The sequence below is a fragment of the Nocardia sp. NPDC102475 genome, assembly GCF_055584605.1.
On sequence record NZ_JBVJLS010000031.1, the window covers coordinates 47,750 to 64,617 of the forward strand.

Annotated in this window: 14 protein-coding genes; 12 read left to right on the forward strand and 2 right to left on the reverse strand. The window is 64.4% G+C overall.

The annotated features are described in order from the left end of the window. Nucleotides 1–65 precede the first annotated feature (65 nt). The 6 genes from ACZ60G_RS38040 (at nt 66) to ACZ60G_RS38065 (ending at nt 5,865) form a co-directional block, all read left to right on the forward strand. A complete protein-coding gene (locus tag ACZ60G_RS38040) occupies nt 66–1,310 on the forward strand; it encodes an NADH:flavin oxidoreductase/NADH oxidase family protein (protein WP_465816664.1) in 1,245 nt (414 codons plus the stop codon). A 166-nt stretch (nt 1,311–1,476) separates the two neighbouring features. Then, nucleotides 1,477–2,337, forward strand: a complete 861-nt coding sequence (locus ACZ60G_RS38045) for an SDR family NAD(P)-dependent oxidoreductase (RefSeq protein WP_465816666.1) — start codon at nt 1,477–1,479, stop codon at nt 2,335–2,337. A 51-nt stretch (nt 2,338–2,388) separates the two neighbouring features. Then, the gene (locus tag ACZ60G_RS38050; protein ID WP_465816667.1) at nt 2,389–3,222 is read left to right on the forward strand and encodes an alpha/beta fold hydrolase; all 834 of its coding nucleotides are present in this window, start codon (nt 2,389–2,391) and stop codon (nt 3,220–3,222) included. Between the two features lie 267 nt (nt 3,223–3,489). Next, the gene (locus tag ACZ60G_RS38055) at nt 3,490–4,959 is read left to right on the forward strand and encodes an amidase (RefSeq protein ID WP_465816669.1); all 1,470 of its coding nucleotides are present in this window, start codon (nt 3,490–3,492) and stop codon (nt 4,957–4,959) included. A 403-nt stretch (nt 4,960–5,362) separates the two neighbouring features. Beyond that, complete coding sequence (locus ACZ60G_RS38060) at nt 5,363–5,644, forward strand: hypothetical protein (RefSeq protein WP_465816671.1); 282 nt, start codon at nt 5,363–5,365, stop codon at nt 5,642–5,644. A 38-nt stretch (nt 5,645–5,682) separates the two neighbouring features. Next, the gene (locus ACZ60G_RS38065) at nt 5,683–5,865 is read left to right on the forward strand and encodes a hypothetical protein (RefSeq protein ID WP_465816672.1); all 183 of its coding nucleotides are present in this window, start codon (nt 5,683–5,685) and stop codon (nt 5,863–5,865) included. A gap of 150 nt (nt 5,866–6,015) precedes the next feature. Here the strand turns inward: ACZ60G_RS38065 and ACZ60G_RS38070 are convergent, their stop codons facing one another. Both ACZ60G_RS38070 and ACZ60G_RS38075 read right to left on the reverse strand, forming a co-directional pair. After that, on the reverse strand, nt 6,016–6,651 hold the full coding sequence (locus ACZ60G_RS38070) for a TetR/AcrR family transcriptional regulator (RefSeq protein WP_465816674.1): 636 nt from the start codon (nt 6,649–6,651) through the stop codon (nt 6,016–6,018). Nucleotides 6,652–7,286: 635 nt separating this feature from the next. Next, nucleotides 7,287–8,288, reverse strand: a complete 1,002-nt coding sequence (locus ACZ60G_RS38075; RefSeq protein WP_465816675.1) for an NADP-dependent oxidoreductase — start codon at nt 8,286–8,288, stop codon at nt 7,287–7,289. 433 nt (nt 8,289–8,721) lie between these two features. Between ACZ60G_RS38075 and ACZ60G_RS38080 the strand changes: the two genes are divergently transcribed. The 6 genes from ACZ60G_RS38080 (at nt 8,722) to ACZ60G_RS38105 (ending at nt 16,839) form a co-directional block, all read left to right on the forward strand. Continuing rightward, complete coding sequence (locus ACZ60G_RS38080; protein WP_465816677.1) at nt 8,722–9,693, forward strand: NAD(P)H-dependent flavin oxidoreductase; 972 nt, start codon at nt 8,722–8,724, stop codon at nt 9,691–9,693. Nucleotides 9,694–9,862: 169 nt separating this feature from the next. Next, nucleotides 9,863–10,480: a TetR/AcrR family transcriptional regulator gene (locus tag ACZ60G_RS38085; protein WP_465816754.1), complete on the forward strand. Its 618-nt coding sequence runs from the start codon at nt 9,863–9,865 to the stop codon at nt 10,478–10,480. A gap of 58 nt (nt 10,481–10,538) precedes the next feature. Further along, entirely contained in the window at nt 10,539–11,216 is a 678-nt protein-coding gene (gene lipB / locus ACZ60G_RS38090) for a lipoyl(octanoyl) transferase LipB (RefSeq protein WP_465816679.1), read from the forward strand. A 758-nt stretch (nt 11,217–11,974) separates the two neighbouring features. After that, complete coding sequence (locus ACZ60G_RS38095) at nt 11,975–12,913, forward strand: alpha/beta hydrolase (protein ID WP_465816681.1); 939 nt, start codon at nt 11,975–11,977, stop codon at nt 12,911–12,913. A gap of 241 nt (nt 12,914–13,154) precedes the next feature. After that, complete coding sequence (locus ACZ60G_RS38100) at nt 13,155–13,445, forward strand: relaxase domain-containing protein (RefSeq protein WP_465816756.1); 291 nt, start codon at nt 13,155–13,157, stop codon at nt 13,443–13,445. Nucleotides 13,446–13,572: 127 nt separating this feature from the next. After that, entirely contained in the window at nt 13,573–16,839 is a 3,267-nt protein-coding gene (locus tag ACZ60G_RS38105) for a protein kinase domain-containing protein (RefSeq protein ID WP_465816682.1), read from the forward strand. Nucleotides 16,840–16,868: the final 29 nt, after the last annotated feature.

A 16,868-nucleotide genomic window follows, 5' to 3' on the forward strand; every position in this document is an offset into this window, starting at 1 on the left:
GGGCCGCGCCTCTATCCGCGCAAAAGAATCCGGCTCGAGGCCGACCAGCCGAAAGGAATACCGCTATGAACTCCCTACACGACCCGCTGACACTGCCCTGTGGCCAGGTGCTGCCCAATCGGATCATGAAGGCCGCGTTGAGCGAAGCGCTGGGCAACAAGAAGAACTCGCCCGACGGCCGCCTGGAACAGCTCTACGCGACCTGGAGCCAAGGTGGGTACGGCTTGCTCATCACCGGCAATGTCATGGTCGATCGCACGCAACTCGGCGAGCCCGGCAACGTCGTCATCGAGGATGAGCGCGATCTCGACGCACTGACCCGCTGGGCCAAGTCGACGAAGGATGCGGGCGTCCCGATCTGGGTGCAGCTCAACCACCCGGGACGGCAGTCGAACCCGCTCGCGCTCGGGCACACCCCCGTCGCCCCCAGCCCGATTCCCCTCAACATGCCCGGCGCAACCACACCCCGCGAGCTGACGCCCGCGGAGATCGAGGACATCATCGAGCGTTTCGCGGCCGCGGCAGTTGTGTGCGAGACCGCGGGTTTCGACGGCGTGCAGGTGCACGGCGCGCACGGATACCTTGTAGCACAGTTCCTTTCGCCGTTGTCGAACCAACGCGACGATGACTGGGGCGGTGACCCCGAACGACGCATGCGCTTCGCACTCGAGGTCGTCCGCCGCATCCGCGCGCGGGTGTCACCGGGTTTCGCTGTGGGCATCAAGCTCAACTCGGCCGACTTCCAGCGCGGCGGGTTCATCGAGGAAGAGTCCCGCGACGTCATAGCGGCATTGGCACGCGAGGGCCTCGATCTGATCGAGGTCAGCGGCGGAAGCTACGAGGAACCGGCCATGATGGGCACGGCCGCGGCCAGTACCCGGGCTCGGGAGGCCTACTTCCTGGAGTACGCCCGCACGGTCCGTGCCCTCGTCGGCGACATCCCGCTGGCTGTCACAGGCGGTTTCCGGTCCCGCGCCGCGATGGACGATGCGGTCCACTCCGGAGAGTGCGATGTGGTCGGCATCGGCCGACCGACCGCGACGACGACCGACGCCGCCGACGTAATCCTCGCGGGGCGAGCACCAGCCCTCACCGCGCATCGGGTGCAAGCCGGCATGCGCGGCGTCCTGGGCAAGATCACCGATCTCAAGGGGCTCGACGGATTCCTCGATCTCGGCTGGCACACCGACCAGTTGCATCGTGTGGGCGCCGGTCTGGCGCCGGATCTGAATCGGGGACGCATCGCCACCGCTCTCGCGCTGCTGCGCCGGAACGGCCGGGCGTCTTTCGGAAGCAAGCGCGGCCTCTAGCCAGCGCGCTCGCACTCGCCGACAGCGATGCCGAAGCAGACGAAGTACTGGCCGATGTCATCTCCAGACAGGGCTTGCCGGGGACATCGCGACGCAATACCCGCAGTCGGCAGGCTGACACCAGCACCGAAGAAGTCGAAACCATCGCTGCGACAAAGGAGTTGCTGTGCTCGGTAGACAGAGCAGGTCGTCACTCGTCGGGAAAGTCGCCGTCATCACCGGCGGCGCGAAAGGCGTGGGCGCCGCGACCGCGCGGCGCCTGATCGATAGTGGCGCAGCCGTGGCCATCGTCGATCTGCCGGAAGCCCGGGCGGCGCGATCGGAAGAGCCGCGCATGATCACGCTGTCCGGCGATGTCACGCGGCTTTCCGATATGACCGAAGCCGCCGACAAGGTTCTCGACCACTTCGGCCGGATCGACATCGTCATCGCCAACGCGGGCGTCGCAGCGCGCGGAGCGACCCTCCGCGCATCATCGCCCGGAGTCGTCGACCGGCTGCTCGACGTCAATATCCGCGGCGCGCTCAATACCGTGCACGCGTGTTTGCCCAGCGTCATCGACAACAGCGGACACGTTGTGCTGCTGTCCTCGGTCTTCGCCTACCTCAATGGCGTCGGAACGATTCCCTACGCCATGAGTAAGGCGGCGATCGAGCAGTTGGGCCGCGGACTGCGCGTCGAACTGTCGGCCTATGACGTCAGCGTGACGACGGCGTATTTCGCGATGATCGACACGGACATGATCCGGCGCAGCGTCGATGCCGACCCCGCGGCTACGGCGCTGCTCGGCACCTTGCCGCGTGTTCTGCACAAACGCATCACCACCGAGCAGGCCGCAAGGGCGATCGTCGCAGGTATTGCCCGCCGCAATGGTCGTGTGGTCCGCCCACGCCGGTGGGCGGCGTTCTCCTCGCTGCGCGGCGTGCTCGGCCCTGCCATGGACGCGCACATGTCTCGACATGCGGGCACCCAGAGCATCGTGCGGGAGCTGGATGTCCGACACGGCCAGGATCGCTTGACGACCTGATCGGCAGCACACGAGAGGTAGCCATCGACGGCCACCAGTGAGGAGTGACCTATGACCACATACAAAGACGCACCGACCAGAACTATCGATATCGGCGGAACACGTTTCGCATACCGACAGCTGGGCGCGAACAATGGCGTGCCAGTCATCTTTCTCAACCATTTGGGCGCGGTATTGGACAATTGGGACCCCAGGGTTGTCGACGGCATAGCCGCCGAATATCCGGTGATCACCTTCGACAACCGAGGTATCGGCGCATCAGAAGGTAAGACGCCGAATTCAGTAGCCGCGATGGCGCACGACGCCATCACCTTTATCCGGGCGCTGGGCTTCGATCAGGTCGATATCCTCGGATTCTCTTTGGGCGGCTTCGTCACGCAGGCGATCCTGCAGGAAGATCCACAGCTCGTTCGAAAGATCGTGCTCGCGGGCACCGGTCCGGCCGGTGGGGAAGGCATTGACAAAGTCACCGCTGTCACCATCCGCGACATGATCAAAGCCACGCTGACCTTCAAAGATCCGAAGGAGTACCTGTTCTTCACCAGGACAGCGAACGGCAAGGCGGCGGCGCGACAGTTCGTGAATCGATTGAAGGAACGGACCGACGATCGCGATAAAGCGATTTCCCTCGGCGCCTTCCGCACCCAACTGAAGGCCATCCATGCCTGGGGGACGCAGGAACCCGCCAACTTGGCGGGCATCCAGCAGCCTGTGCTGGTGGTGAATGGCGAAGACGACCGGATGGTACCCACCCGCAATTCCTTCGACTTGGCCCAACGTCTACCGAACGCCAAACTCAGAATCTATGCCGACGCCGGACACGGCGGCATCTTCCAATATCACAAGGAATTCGTCGACGAGGTTCTGAACTTCCTCGAATCTTGAATTCCGGTGCCTGCACAGGCGCAGTACAGGATTTCGTTGCGATTCGGCAAAGCGGATCGCCGAGCCCGCCGTGATCAGCGGTTAGCGCCGCGTCCAGGCAGGTTGCCAGGTCCGGTTCGCTCGCCGAGCGCAGAAACGCGGCACCACACGCCCGGCGGCACCGCATATGACGGCACTCGACGGATCTCGATTACCGCAGAAGCTAGCTGGACGCGGCACCCACTATGGCGACAATCAGGCCGTCAGCGGCCGAATGCGAGGCTTGCAGTGCATGATGTTGTGTTCCAGGCAGCCGTAAACCAGGCGCACGCGGTGGCCTCGGGTGAGATCACTTCCCAGGAACTCGTAGAGCTCTACCTAGCGCGAATCGCCACCCACAATGCAGAACTGAATGCGGTGGTAACACTCGACGCCGAGCGTGCCCGGCGCGAGGCGAGAGCGGCCGACGCCGCCCGGGACGCAGGCAAGGAACTAGGCCCGCTGCACGGCTTGCCGATCACGCTGAAAGACAGTTACGAGACCGCTGGCATGCGCACGGTCTGCGGGCGTCGAGACCTCGAAGGCCATGTTCCGGATGGGGATGCCGAAGCGGTCAAGCGGTTGCGGTCGGCCGGTGCCGTGATCATGGGGAAGACGAACATGCCTGCGGGGAATCAGGACGTCCAGGCGGACAACCCGGTCTTCGGACCTTCGTCGAATCCGTGGGATACCACCCGAACCTCGGGAGGGTCCGCAGGAGGCGGCGCGGTCGCGACCGCGGCCGGCCTGTCGGTCTTCGACTTCGGCTCGGAAATCGGCGGGTCGACCAGGATTCCATCCCACTTCACCGGCTTGTACGGACACAAGGCGACGTGGCGTTCCATCCCCCTGATCGGCCATGTTCCCGGCGGCCCCGGCGTCGGACGCTGGGCGGATATGGATCTTGCCTGCGCCGGAGCGCAAGTCCGCGACGCGCGTGACCTCGTCCCGATCCTGCGGGCGACGGTCGGGCCGCCGGAGCGCGACGGCGGGTTCAGCTACACCCTCGCGCCGCCACGGGCGAGGAAGCTCGCCGACTTCCGCGTCGCCGTGTGGAGCGAGGATCCATCCTGCCCGGTGGACAACGACGTCGCCGCCGCGGTCGATGACGCACTCGCGGTACTGCGGGCCGCAGGTGCCAGGGTCGAGGTGCAGCCCGCGACGATCCCGGTCGATATCACGGAATCGCACCGTGTTTTCCGGCCACTGGTGTACGGAGCGTTCTCCTACGATCGCTCCGGCCTCACCTTCGCTTCCAACGCCGCCCTGCTCGCGCGCCTGGCTCGGGATCCGCGCGGCGAAGCGGGCCATGCACTCCACGGAACCTTCCAGTCTCACTACCACTGGCTGCAGGCCGATGCCGCACGCCATGAGATCCGGCAACGCTGGCTCGAGTTCTATCGAGACTTCGATGTCGTGCTGATGCCGGTCGCCCCGACGGCCGCACCCGTCCATCACAACAAGCCGATCGACCGATTCGGTAGACACATCGACGTCGACGGTGCGCATCGACCCTACTGGGATCAGGTCAAATGGAGCGCAATCGCCAATATCGCCGGCGGTCCGGCCACGACGATCCCGGTGCGCAAGAGCAAGGGCGGACTGCCCGTCGGCCTTCAGGCGATGGGACCCAGTGGCGGCGACCTGACCACGATCGAGTTCGCCGCACTGCTGGGTCGGGAACTGGACGGTTACCTGCCGCCGCCCGCATTCGTCTAGCCTCGCCGCAGGTGCGCCCGAAGGCAGCCATGCCGAGTGCGGTCAACACCGCGTCCAACTTCGGCAATACCGCAGTGCACCAGGGGATTTCGCCGTTCGGTCCGATCTGTACCGTCGACATGAGCAGCCCGCTCGCCTATCCGGGTCGTTACCGTGCGAGCACTGACAGTGTTCCGGTTGTAACGAAGTTATGATTCGATGAGCGCATGAACGCGGACCATTCCGCCGTCACCGGCACCCCCGCGACCGCATCGTCTCCGCAGTCGCGGAACTGCTCACCGCAGGCGGTCGCGAAGCCGTCCTGACCCGAGCGATCAGTGCTGCGGCGGGCGTACAACCACCGGCCATCTACCGACTCTTCGGCGACAAGCATGGCCTCCTCGATGCGGTGGCAGCACACGGGATGGCGACACATCTGAACAGCAACGGCGACAACACATCCCGCGCCGACCCGCTCGAGGATTTGCGCACCAGTTGGGATAAGCACATCAACTTCGGACTCACCGAGCCCGCGCTCTATCTGCTTGCCTACAGCGACGCCCCGGCACTCCACCATCCGCAACCGTCGTCGCAACCGAAGCTCTCGCCGGACATATCCGCCGAATCGCCGCGACGGGACGGCTCCGTGCCAGCGAAGATCGAGCCACTCAACTGGTTTACGCCGCCGCGACCGGCACGACACTGACACTGATCCAGCTGCCCGAGCAATGTCGCGACCGGGCGGTGTCACACGCGGCCCGCGAGGCCATTATCGCCGTTGTCACCTCGGAAGCTCCCATCGTCACAGCCCCCGGCCCGGCCGCCGCCGCCATCACCATGCACGCAGTTCTCGAACAGACCACCGCCCTGACCACCCACGAAAAGGCGCTGATGCGGGACTGGCTCGATCGCATCGCCGAATCCTGACGGCCGACTCACGAGCTCGGCCGCGGCGGTCTCGGTTGGCGATGAGATAGTCGATCGTCAGAGAGGTCAATAGCTCACTGTTGGCCGCGTCAGGATGCTCCTGCTGGATCCAGTGACCGCAGTTGGGAAAGAGGCCCGATCCACGCAGAGCTATCGAGATATGTTCGGATGCCCAGTCGAGTTCGAGTCCGATTCGCGAGCACTCGTTGCGTAGCCCCGCAGGAAAACCTCGACCGTGCGACGCACCACTGCGGCGATGTCGTCGTCGGTCACAGTTTCGCCGAGCAGACCTTTTTCGCGGACCTCGCCGTAGGCCAGCATGCCGAACTGATGCGAGGCCGCGTCGACGTCGGCGATCGTCAGCGTGCCGGCGTCACACTGCTTCTGCAGATAGTCGGCCAGGGTGCTACGAAAGCGATTCATGGTGTCCCGGTAAATCGCAGCCAGCTGCGGAAACCGGGCAGCCTCGGAGACGATCAGCCGATAGACCCCGATCGCCTCGGGAGTAGCCCAGGTCTTCGCCACCTGCGTTGCGAAACCGGTCAGCACATGCTCCGGCTTTGCATCGGAATCGGTGATCGCCGTCAGGACGCCTTCGTACGACCGTGTCGCGAGATCACCGGCGACAGCCATGAGCAACGCGTCCTTGTTCGGATATCGGGCGTAGATCGTCTTCTTGGAGACACCGGCGTCGGCGGCTATGCGGGACATACTGGCTTCGGCGTACCCCCGGTTGACGAACTCCGCGGCGGCCACGCCGAGGATGTGGCGAAGACGCGCAGCCACGGCCGAGTTGGGTGGGCGGCCAGGGCTCACCCCGCGGGGCCGCGGCCGCGCCGGGTCGGCTGGATTCTTCGATGTCACAGGAATGAACCCTTCCATAATGCCCGTTTTCCGAAATCAGCTACCCCTTGGCAAAGGAACTTTGTCGTTCCTTTAATGGACGATACCGGCGGGGATGCCGTCGGGATTCGAGAGGAATCACGATGGCTTTTCACATATCGGTGCAGGCCGCACTCCCTGAACGTCCTTACGCGGGGACTCGTTCGCTGCCGAGGCGGCGACGCGACTCCACAATCCGGAGTCATCGCCGCAGGACTGTCCGTCGCATTACATGGCATCGCTATGCTCAACCGCACCGAGTCGCCCGGGCTGTGGATCAGCACGTACACGACCGATGATGTTCTCGCCAGCCTGATCGACGCCGCGATCAATCAGCCGATCGAGTAGCCATTCAGAGCAAAGAAAAGTGCGAGCATGGCCAGTGAGGTCGGCCCCATCAGGCCAGCCGACAGTGGGGCTGTTGACTCCGGGCCTCCTGGGGGGCGATGGCCAGCACATGCACAACCGCCCCAACCGCCGGCGGTACCGGCCGGTCGAGGCGGCCTTTCAGGATTGACGTCGTGAAGGTCCCTCCAGCATCAGTCGAGCGTGACGACGACCTTGCCGGCTTTGACTTTGCCGCTCTCGACATAGGCGAGCGCGTCGAGGGTCTTATCGAACGCAAAGGTCGAGTCGAGGACCGGACGGAGATGACCCGCGTCATAGAGGGCGCCGAGCTCACGGAGCTGCGCACCACTGGCCCGCATGAAAAAGAACGAGTAGCGCACACCGAGCTTCTTCGCGGCCCCACGGACCTTGCGGCTCAGGAACGACATCACGAGCTTGAAGGGCGCGGGGGCGCCGAGCTGCTTGGCGAATCCGGAATCGGGAGGGCCCGCGACTCCGATCGCCAGGCCGCCGGGCTTCAGCACGGTGAGCGACTTCGACAGGTTCTCGCCGCCGAGCGAATCCAGCACGAGATCGTAGCCGGAGAGGACCTGCGAGAAGTCCTGCTTGGTGAAGTCGATGACGACGTCGGCGCCAAGATCGCGGACGAGTTTCTCGCTGGCGCCGGTGGCGGTGGTCGCCACGTACGCCCCGAGGTGCTTGGCGAGTTGGATCACGGTGGATCCGAGGCCTCCGGCACCCGCGTGGATGAGGACCTTCTGCCCGGGCTTGACCTGAGCCTTTTCGACCAGGATCTGCCAGGCGGCGAGTGCGACCAGGGGAACGGCGGCGGCTTCTTGCACACTGAGTGAGGCCGGTTTGGGCGCGACATCGCTCTCGTCGATCGCGATGTACTCGGCAAAGGTCCCGATGCGCAGGTCGCGGGGGCGTGCGTACACCTCGTCGCCGACCTTGAAGTCGCGGACGCCCGCACCGACCTCGGTCACCACACCGGCGACGTCGTGGCCGAGCACGAAGGGGGTCTTGTACTTCAGCAGCTGTTTGAACTCACCGTTGCGGACCATCTTGTCCAGCGGGTTGATACTGGCAGCCCGCACCCGGACCAGGACGTCGTTCTTGCCAACCTTCGGCTCGGCTACCTCGGCGGCGCGGAGCCCGTCTTTGCCGTACTTCGCGACGACGAATGCCTTCATGTCTGCCCTTTCCTCGGAGACTCGGTTGCAGGCCCGAATAACTGTAACTTCGTTATTGGACCATGCGCAAGGCGGCCTCCATCACGTGGGCCAGGGCGTTTGCCGGCCCTCGATGACCTCGGAAACCGTCAGACGGGCGTGATGTCGGAGATGAGCATTGCCCACCGGCATGCGTCATGGTGACCCGCACCCGGCTACCGTCCACGCGTGGTCCCTGGTATTTGGTGCTGGTGGTTTCCCGATTGAGGAACAACAGCAGCGTGACCTTGCCGGTGTCGGCCGCAACCACCAGATGGCCGATCCGGAATGCGCCGGGAAGCCACTCTTGCCACCGACTCTATAACGAAGTTATCCTCGGCTCGTGCGGCGGAGTCGATCTCTACCGCTCGCGAGACATGCGCGAAGTTCCCCCGCTCACCGAAGGACCTGTTCCATGACCCTGCCGCCCATCCTGTCCGAACGCCTGCGCCTGCCCGCGGTCGCGTCCCCGATGTTCCTCGTCTCCGGACCCGATCTGGTGATCGCGCAATCGCGGGCGGGGATCGCGGGCTCCTTTCCGTCGCTCAACGCGCGGCCGCAGTCACAGTTGCGGGAATGGCTGGCGCGGATCAACGAGGAGCTGGCCAAGCACGACGCCGACAATCCCGAGCAGCCATCTGCCCCGTATGCGGTGAATCTCATTGTGCACAAGAGCAATGACCGGCTGGAGGAGGATCTGGCCACGGTCGTCGAGCATCAGGTGCCGATTGTCATCACCTCGCTGGGTGCGCGGCCGGATGTGAACGACGCGGTGCACTCCTACGGCGGCATCGTGCTACACGACATCATCAATGGAGTGTTCGCGCACAAGGCCGTTGAGCGCGGCGCTGACGGCCTGATCGCGGTCGCCGCAGGCGCGGGTGGCCACGCAGGGGCCCAGTCCCCCTTCGCCCTGCTGTCAGAGATCCGCGAATGGTTCGACGGGCCGCTGCTGCTCTCGGGCGCGATCGCCCACGGCCGCAATATCCTCGCCGCGCAGGCGGCGGGTGCGGACCTGGCCTATATCGGATCGGCCTTCATCGCCACCGACGAGGCCAACGCTGCCCCCGGCTACAAGCAGATGATCGTCGACTCCGGCGCCGCCGACGTCGTCTATTCCAACCTCTTCACCGGCGTACACGGCAACTACCTACGCGGCAGCATCACCGCCGCTGGGATGGACCCCGACAACCTTGCCCAATCCGACCCCTCGGCAATGGATTTCGGCACCGGCGACACTCTCGACGAGGGCGTGAAGCCATGGCGCGACATCTGGGGCTCGGGGCAGGGTATCGGCGCGATCACCGCCATCACTCCCGCGGCTGATGTGGTCGACCGACTTGCTCGTGAGTACGACGAGGCGAAGGCCCGCCTCAGGCAGCTCTAGAAGATCAGTGCCCTTGGTCACGGACGCTAGGCATTTTCCATAACGAGGTTATATTTACCGAGTGGTGGTAATCAACGCTCCGAGTTCATCGGACCGCGCAAGCGATTTGCCCATCGATAACTCGGCACCTGACCCCGGTCACCCACCAAGCGTCCCGACACAATCGGGAATCCGTGTAGGCACGGAGCCGGCTGCCCGCACAAGGAGTGCGCTTCGGCGGAGGAAAACACTCACCGCGGCGAACGAAGTTTTCGTGTCACGCGGATTCCACGCGACCACCATGGACGAAATCGCGCAACGCGCAGGTTTGAGCAAACCCCTTGTATATCAAGCGTTTTCAGGAAAGCTCGAGTTGTATCTGGCGGTGCTGCAGCTACATATCGACAATCTGATCGACAGCGTGGAGCGTGCACTGCAGTCGACGACCGTCAATCGCGACCGGGTACGCGCAGCGATCAGCGCGTACTTCGACTTCGTCGACCACGAGGCGGAAGGGTTCCGCCTCGTCTTCGGCTCCGAAGTACCCAGCGAACCTGCGGTGCGATTGCGTATCGGACGTGCAACAGACAGCTGTGTAACCGCGGTATCCGACGTACTTCGTCAGGATTCGGGCCTGGATCGGCACCAGGCGCGCCTGTTCGCTGTAGGCCTGCTCGGCGCCAGCCAACTTGGCGCGCAGTACTGGCTCGATACAGGCCGTTCCGTTCCGAAGACGGAAGCGATAGCCACCGTCGTCGCACTGTGCTGGGGCGGACTATCGCAGGTGTCGTTGCGCGATACAGCATGACCGATGCTGCGCTCAGCGAATAGTTGTTGCACCGACCGATGATTGGAAGCGGAAGATTGTGAAAGATCGCCCCTTGGCCTTGATCGACGACACCGATCGCCTCATCGAATATTCGACTGCCATGGACCGGATGCAGGCACTGTGGCAGGAGCGTGTCGAGGACCGCCGACCCGATACGCTGTGGCTGCTCAGCCACGAGCCGACCTTCACCGTCGGCCGCCGCACCCCCGAGGCGCATCTGCCCTCACCCGGAACGGCCATACCCGTGATCGGGACCGATCGCGGCGGGCAACTCACCTATCACGGTCCCGGGCAGCTGGTCGGCTACCTCATGGTCAAGTTGCGTGACGGCGAAGGCGTCGTCGATTACATCCGCGAGGTCGAGTACCGGATCATCGCGGCACTGGACACGCTCGGCATCGCCGCCGAACGCCGGGAAACACCACCTGGTTCCGACCCACTGACCGGGGTGTGGACCAGTAAAACCGGTCGCAAGATCACCTCGATCGGCATGCGGGTGGGCCGCAACGTCTCCACACACGGATTCGCGATCAATGTCGCCGGCGACCTGGGCCCGTGGCAGATGGCCACCCCCTGCGGACTGTCGGATGTGGACATGACCTCGGTCGAGCGCGAACTGGCCAACCAACCCGCGCCCACCGTGGATGAAGTCGCGAGAGCAGTCGCCGCAGCATTCGAAGCAAGTGTTGCCGCCGGGCTAGCTTCCGACGATTAGCTTTCTGCGGCCACTGATTTGATACGCGCGGAACGGTCTACTCGCACGTCGTAGTCGGCCCTGTCCTGCGTTGACCAGGGCCGGCCGCGAATCGCAGGACACCGTCGTCGATCCGGCCGTAGTGAAATAGCGGTCGGTCGCGCAGGTAGCTCAGAGGCACTCGCCACCGTCTGTGGTCGCCCTGGCTCGGAAAACGGGCGCCGGCGCGCAGAAAATAACCAGGGGTGAAATGGGGAACCGCCGGCGCACAGCCCATGGACGGGTCTCCCATCGGCGTAGCACTGGCGAAGCCGTGTGCGTCCAGATGGCGAAGCAGCCGAACCACATACTCGCACACCAGATCCGTTTTCAATGTCCATGCCAGGAGTCGAGGACGAAATCGGGTCACAGAGAGGAAGTGCCGACTGCCGCGGCCACCCACCGCGGCAGGTAGTCCTCGAAAAGGCATCCTTCACCTCGGTGCCAACTGGGGCGAGCGAGCCTTCAGACATACGCTCTCTCATCTCGTCGGTGGACAGTCACTAAAAGGAACCATAGAGTTCCATTAATTATCGGAACCCGAAAGTCCCATCTGTCAAGGTCATAGCCTGTCCCGCAGGCGCGGCACTTCGCTGTCAGCGCCGAGAACGCCCCCGCGCCGAACATTCTCGCGGCAATTGCCGCCATATAGCCGGGGATAAGACACCGCGGGCTGGGTCGTGAGCTCGAACCCAACTGCCCGCCACCGACAGCTTCCAGCCGACGAGGAGAGGACACCGATGTATCCGTCGACCGACTTCACCCGTGAACTACCGTTCGCCCGCCTCCTGCCACGCGCGATCTTCGTCGGTCCGCGCAGCCTGCGCTTGTTCCGAATAGCGGTCCGCCTCGCGTACCCATCCTGGAAACCCCGGGGCGGGGCAGTCGAGCGCGTGAACCCGACGGTCTCCGTCCGCGTCTTCCGGCCGAAGTCACCCTCGCGCCGGCCGATACCCGGCGTTCTCTATATCCACGGCGGCGGATACGTCTCGGGCAACGCGGCCACAGGAGACAAGTTCTGCCGACGCGCCGCATGCGAACTTGGCGTGGTCGCGGCCTCCGTGGAATACCGGCTGGCACCTGAGCACCCGTACCCGACACCCCTAGAGGACTGCTACGCCGCCCTGCGCTGGCTGGCGGATCAGCCGGACGTCGAAGCCGACCGCATCGCAATCGTCGGCGACAGCGCCGGAGGTGGACTGGCCGCGGCATTGGCGATCCTGGCCACCGAACGCGGCGAGGTGCTACCGGTGCTGCAAATGCTGTCGTATCCGATGGTCGACGACCGCACCGTACGGCGCACCGATATCGACGGCAGCCGAATCCGCCTATGGAACCAGCGGAGCAATCGCTTCGGGTGGCGTTCCTATCTCCGCGGGATCGATTCCGCGGAGATAGCGCACGGAGCCGTTCCTGCCCGGTGCGATGATCTGTCCAACCTTCCGCCGGCGTGGATCGGCGTAGGCACCAACGACCTCTTCCATGACGAGGATCTCGCGTATGCCGATCGGCTGCGCGCCGCCGGGGTTAGTTGCACGGTACATGTCGTGCCAGGGGCCTACCACGGTTTCGACGCGTTCGAGCCTCGCGCGGAGGTGTCCCGCGAATTCCTGCAGGCTCGCCTATCGGTGCTGGACAAGTACCTCAACGGCGACAAACTGGGTGCTGCCGAGCCGTAACCCGTCGGAACCGCTGCGGCTGGCCTGGCCACGGGGCTACATCCAGCGGCGGGACGTTAAGGGTTGATCGCGCATGATCGAGAGTCTTTCAGGCAGTCACCACAACTTCTCGACACCGGATGCCACCGAACGGCATTCGCAGTGACCGTGGCGTGCATGGCCATCACTGATCTCATCGCTCTCATCACCGTGATCGTGCTCATCGTGCAGAACGCCGCCCGAATCCCGGCCGCGCTCGCCGATCTGCTCGACGCCCGATTATTACTCCGCTCATGGGGAAGCTCCGGGCCGCTGGCACGGCACGGGCCTGGCCACCTTGGGCCTGCAACCGGGTGCGGAAGTCAACGAGGGACAGATGAAATCCCTGTTCGGGCTGGGGCGTCATCCGAACGCGGAGGTGATCGAAGCCCGTGTATACGACGCGGGACTGCGCTGTTCCGACATCGGCGCAGCTCAGATACCGGCTGAACCAACGACACCAAACACCGACAACGCTCGACGACGACACAAACCGCGTGCTAGTCCTATGTGAGTACATGGAGTTACCGCTGGACCTCGTTACTCCTCCATCGATGGTTTCGGCGATAGGCTGGCGTTGGCGAAAGGTGAGTGATGTTGCCCGGTGTCGGGAGAGATGCTGGTCGGCTCACGTCCGGTCGATGACCGATGATGATCCGCTGCGGACGCGCCGTGACGCGACGACGCCGGTCACGGCGGAGTTGGCTGCTGCTGGTTTCGACGACGCCGTGGAGATCGGGCACGGTGGCTTCGGTGTGGTGTATCGCTGCACGCAGGCGGCGCTGGACCGGACGGTCGCGGTCAAGGTTCTTACCGCAGAATTGGCCGACGGCAATCAGGCGCGGTTTATGCGGGAGCAGCGCGCGATGGGCCGGTTGACCGGGCATCCGAACATCGTCACCGTGCTGGACGCCGGAACTACCGAGAGCGGGCGGCCCTATCTGGTGATGCCGTATCACCCTCTGGATTCCCTGGATGCATGGATCCGCGAGAATGGTCCGCTTCCTTTGGAGCGGGTGCTGCAGATCGGGGTGAAGATCGCGGGTGCGCTGGAGAGCGCACATCGTCTCGGTATCGTGCATCGGGACGTGAAGCCGGGGAACATTCTGCTCACCGAGTACGGTGAACCAGCGCTAACGGATTTCGGTATCGCGCACATCGCCGGTGGGTTCAAGACGACGGCGGGCATTGTGACCGGATCACCGGCATTCACCGCACCGGAGGTGCTCGAAGGGGACGATCCGACGCCGGCCGCCGATGTCTATGGACTCGCCGCCACCCTGTTCTGTGCACTGACCGGGCATGCCGCGTTCGAGCGTCGCAGCGGTGAGAACATGGTCGCACAGTTTGTCCGGGTCACCACCCAGCCGTTGCCCGACCTGCGAGAGAACGGCATCCCCGATGACGTATCGGCGGTGATGGAAACGGCGATGAGCCGCGACCGCCATGCGCGGCCGTCGGCGGTGGCGCTGGGGAGGACACTTCGGCAACTGCAGCAGCGCCACGGGTTCTCGGTGGATGAGATGGCGTTGCGGGGCGAACCGAATCTCGAGCATCCCGAACAGAAGCCACCGATACGGACATGGCGCAAACCGACGGCGGCTACTCGGGACCACAGTGGCAATCTCCCGCTCGAGCTGACCAGTTTCATCGACCGACGCACCGAGATATCGAAGCTGAAGAATCTGCTGTCGAGCTCGCGGCTGGTGACGTTGACCGGAACCGGGGGTGTCGGCAAGACGCGACTGGCGCTGCGGGCCGCCTCCAGTGCACGACGCGGTTTTGCCGACGGTGTGTGGTCGATCGAACTGGCCGAGGTGTCCGACCCGGCGCTCCTGGTCGACGTGGTAGCAGCCGCCCTCGGTGTGCGCAACGAGTCGGCCAGTCCGTCGCTCGAGGTTCTGATCGGCTTCCTCAACGCGCGAGAAATCCTGCTCGTTTTGGACAACTGCGAGCAGGTCGTGGAAGCCGTGGCCAAACTGACCGAGACGTTGCTCCGGACTTGTCCAGAGCTGCGGATTCTCGCCACCAGCCGCGAACCACTGAATATCGCCGGGGAGGCGGTGCTACGGGTGGCACCACTGACGGTCCCGGAACTCGACCTGCAGACGCCGCTGGTGGGGCTGCTCCGTTTCGATGCGGTGAAATTGTTCACCGATCGCGCCGCGGCAGCGGTGCCGGGCTTCGAGCTCGATGAGGACAACAAGGCCGCCGTCGCCGGGATCTGCGCTCATTTGGATGGGTTGCCACTGGCGATCGAGCTGGCCGCGGCCCGTATGCGCGCGATGTCGCCGCAACAGATCCTGGCCGGGCTCACCGACCGGTACGCGCTGCTCACCCGTGGCAGTCGCACCACACTGCCACGGCAGCAGACACTGCGGTGGTGTATCGACTGGAGCTACGGGTTGTGCACCCCGATCGAACAGCGCCTGTGGGCCCGGCTGTCGGTGTTCGCCAGCAGCTGCGAACTCGACGCCATCGAGCAGATATGCGCTGCCGACCTAGCAGCGGAAATCCGGTTCGATGTGCTGTCTTCTCTAGTGGACAAGTCGATCCTGGTCCGAGAGGAATCGCACGGTGTCGTGCGTTTCCGGATCCTCGAGACCATACGCGACTACGGCCGGGAAAAGCTACGAGAGTCCGGCGAAGGCACTGAGCTGCGCCGACGGCACCGCGACTGGTACCGGAGGTTGGCGCTGGACGCGGAAGCCGAGTGGATCAGCGACCGGCAGCTCGACTGGATCACCAGACTCGAACGCGAACTGCCCAACCTGCGCGAAGCACTCGAATCCTGCCTGTCCGAGGACACCCAGGAAGCAGCCGAAACAGGGCTGCGCACCACTGCCGCACTGTACGACTTCTGGAGCTTATGCGGTCTGTTCAGCGAAGGTCGATCCTGGATCGACCGGGTCCTCGCCCACCCAGGCGCGCAATCTAGCCCCGGCCGCATCAAGACGCTCTGCGTCGGCAGCCAGCTGTCCGCAGCGCAAGGTGATTTCGAGTATGCGGCCGCCCTTCTGGAGCAGGGACGGATGCTCGCCGAACATACCGCCGACCCCGCCATCCAGGCGCAGATCGCCTACGCCGCTGGCCTCCTCGCACTGGCCTGCGGTGAGGCGGCCGACGCATCATCCTTCTTCGAACATGCCGTCGAAATGCTCAGCTCGAATCAGACGGGGGATCTCTACATCGGTGCCCTGACCATCCTCGGCTGGTCATACGAATTGCGCGGCGACATGGCCCGAGCGACCGAGTACTACCGCCGAGTTTTTTCCATCGCCGAAGCGCAGGGCGAACTGCTCTATCGTTCAGCTGCGCTACGTGGCTTGGGCGTGGCCGCATGGCAGCAAGGCGAGCTGGACCATGCCGAACACTTGCTCGAGGAAGCGCTGCGAGTCAACCGACGGCCGAATAGCCCGGTGCTCACCGCGTTCAGTCTCGAGGCGCTGGCCTGGACTGTTGCCGACCAGGGCAACGCCGAGCGCGCCGCCGTGCTGCTGGGAGCCGCGCAGGGTATCTGGCTGGTGGGAAGCAGTGTTGGAGCTGTATTCCCGGACGTGTCGCGCTTTCACGAGAAATGCGAACGGATAGCGCGTCGCACACTCGACACACGCGGATTCGACGCAGCCTTCCGGCAAGGCCAGGCGATGGGTATGGGCGCTGCTGTCGCATACGCACTCGGGGAACAACTCGCCGATAAGGTGCGTGCATCCGCGAAATTGACAAAGCGTGAGCGACAGATCGCCGACCTCGTCGCCCAGGGACTCAGCAACAAGCAGATCGCCGCCAAACTGGTGATCTCACAACGCACAGTCGATGGCCACGTCGAACACATCCTGACCAAACTCGGCTTCACCTCACGCGCTCAGATCGCCGCCTGGACCGTCGAGGAGGCCTCATCCGTGTAGCTCGGCCGCCCGTCAGGATGAGTGCCTGG

What these genes read in the sequence shown, in the direction of transcription:
- ACZ60G_RS38040 (WP_465816664.1), top strand. Translation starts at nt 66, where the DNA reads ATGAACTCCCTACACGACCCGCTGACACTGCCCTGTGGCCAGGTGCTG.
- ACZ60G_RS38050 (WP_465816667.1), top strand. Translation starts at nt 2,389, where the DNA reads ATGACCACATACAAAGACGCACCGACCAGAACTATCGATATCGGCGGA.
- ACZ60G_RS38060 (WP_465816671.1), top strand. Translation starts at nt 5,363, where the DNA reads ATGGCGACACATCTGAACAGCAACGGCGACAACACATCCCGCGCCGAC.
- ACZ60G_RS38075 (WP_465816675.1), bottom strand. Translation starts at nt 8,288, where the DNA reads ATGAAGGCATTCGTCGTCGCGAAGTACGGCAAAGACGGGCTCCGCGCC.
- ACZ60G_RS38080 (WP_465816677.1), top strand. Translation starts at nt 8,722, where the DNA reads ATGACCCTGCCGCCCATCCTGTCCGAACGCCTGCGCCTGCCCGCGGTC.
- ACZ60G_RS38095 (WP_465816681.1), top strand. Translation starts at nt 11,975, where the DNA reads ATGTATCCGTCGACCGACTTCACCCGTGAACTACCGTTCGCCCGCCTC.
- ACZ60G_RS38105 (WP_465816682.1), top strand. Translation starts at nt 13,573, where the DNA reads ATGACCGATGATGATCCGCTGCGGACGCGCCGTGACGCGACGACGCCG.